General features: G+C 39.6%; 2 protein-coding genes. Both read right to left on the bottom strand.

What is annotated here, in order from left to right; genetic code table 11:
- Positions 1-33 precede the first annotated feature (33 nt).
- A complete protein-coding gene (locus tag GQF63_RS19545; RefSeq protein ID WP_246163628.1) occupies positions 34-1,017 on the bottom strand; it encodes an ISAon1 family transposase in 984 nt (327 codons plus the stop codon).
- Positions 1,010-1,363 (bottom strand): ISAon1 family transposase N-terminal region protein, encoded by a 354-nt coding sequence (locus GQF63_RS19540; RefSeq protein ID WP_160370919.1) that lies wholly within the window; start codon positions 1,361-1,363, stop codon positions 1,010-1,012. Before GQF63_RS19540 ends, GQF63_RS19545 begins: the two co-directional genes overlap by 8 nt.
- Positions 1,364-1,388: the final 25 nt, after the last annotated feature.

The following is a 1,388-nucleotide window of genomic DNA, read 5'->3' as shown; positions in this document are numbered from 1 at the left end:
GGATCATACCGAAAGTTTGGGGGGTAATAATTTTTAAGCATACAATTTCATCACCCGATATAAGAAAAAGGTAGTATCTCTAACTCCTCGAAATACACTTCTAAAAGCCTTAAGTTTTGCATTGAAAGACTCTGCGGAGGCATTGGTACTCCTGTTGTCGAAGTAATGCAGGATTTCAGGATGATGTGCTGCAATAGACTTTGCGACACTCTCGAAGGACGGTATCCCAGCATGTTCCACCTGGTTATGCCATAAGCTCAATTTGGTAAAAGCAAGTGTTTTATCTTTACAATGATTAAAGATATTTCCCAAAGCAATCCCTAGATCATAGGCTTGTTTCAGCTTCGGAAAACGCATAAACAGCAGCTCTGCACGATGTTTTTGACTTTCAGTCCATCGGCTTGGATGCTTAAATAATAGATGTCTAGATCTTGCTAATAACTGCTTCACGGTATCTCCGTTGGATAACACCTCAGGTTCATAGTGTCCACCTTGTTCTCTAGCATCCTTTATGTTTTGACTTTCATTATCAAGCACTTCCCAACGATATTGGATTCGAAGTTCCTGGACAGCATCGAATGCTAACTTTTGAACATGAAACCGATCAATTACTCTCCTGGCGTTTCTAAAACATCTTGTGATGGCTTTAGCCATATTGGGGGCCATATCCATTGTCACCTCCTTTACTTTGTTTCTAGCTCGGATTGGAATTCGTTCTAGAACACGAATGATGTCTTCGGATTTTGTTCCTTTAATGACAGCTAGAATGGTTCCTTTTCTACCTTTGCCTGACTTACTACTTATAATGGTATAAAGCTCGCCATTGCTAAAGCTTGTTTCATCAATACTTAAGTGCTCAGTTATATTATCTGGAAATAATATCCAATTTTCGGCATGGGGTTTTTGATCCCAATCATGAAAATCACTGAGGTGATTCTTGTATTGATCCTGCAGTTGTTTGCCATCCATTTGAAAGAATAAACCCACCAGATGAGCACTTACAGGATGATTATCCAAATATCTTCTTTAAAAAAAGCCCGAATTCTGTAGTCATTCGAGCACCCTCACGTACGAGGTTCCAATCTCTTGTAATAATCTGTCCGGTATCTAAAACCGTCCAACGACGACGCCTTATGTGAAGCGTAACTTTCTGTCCTCGAATCGGAAAGTCTGAAATCTCGGTGGAAGGCATAAACCCTTTGGATTCAAGCTTTCTATTTTCATAACCAGATGGAGAGATATTGAGTTCATCTAAATAAATGTGCAGGTGATTGTCAACCTGATCTACTTCTAAAATCTCAAAGTATTCTAAAAGTCCTTCGGGCATCAATAAGGATAGTAATTTACGTTCGGCGTCTTGCAAGGGATTTCGGCTTTAAAGATGCTAA

The sequence above is a fragment of the Sphingobacterium humi genome (assembly GCF_009768885.1).
GTDB classification, from domain to species: Bacteria; Bacteroidota; Bacteroidia; order Sphingobacteriales; family Sphingobacteriaceae; genus Sphingobacterium; species Sphingobacterium humi.
This window is presented reverse-complemented; position numbering and strand designations above follow the sequence as displayed.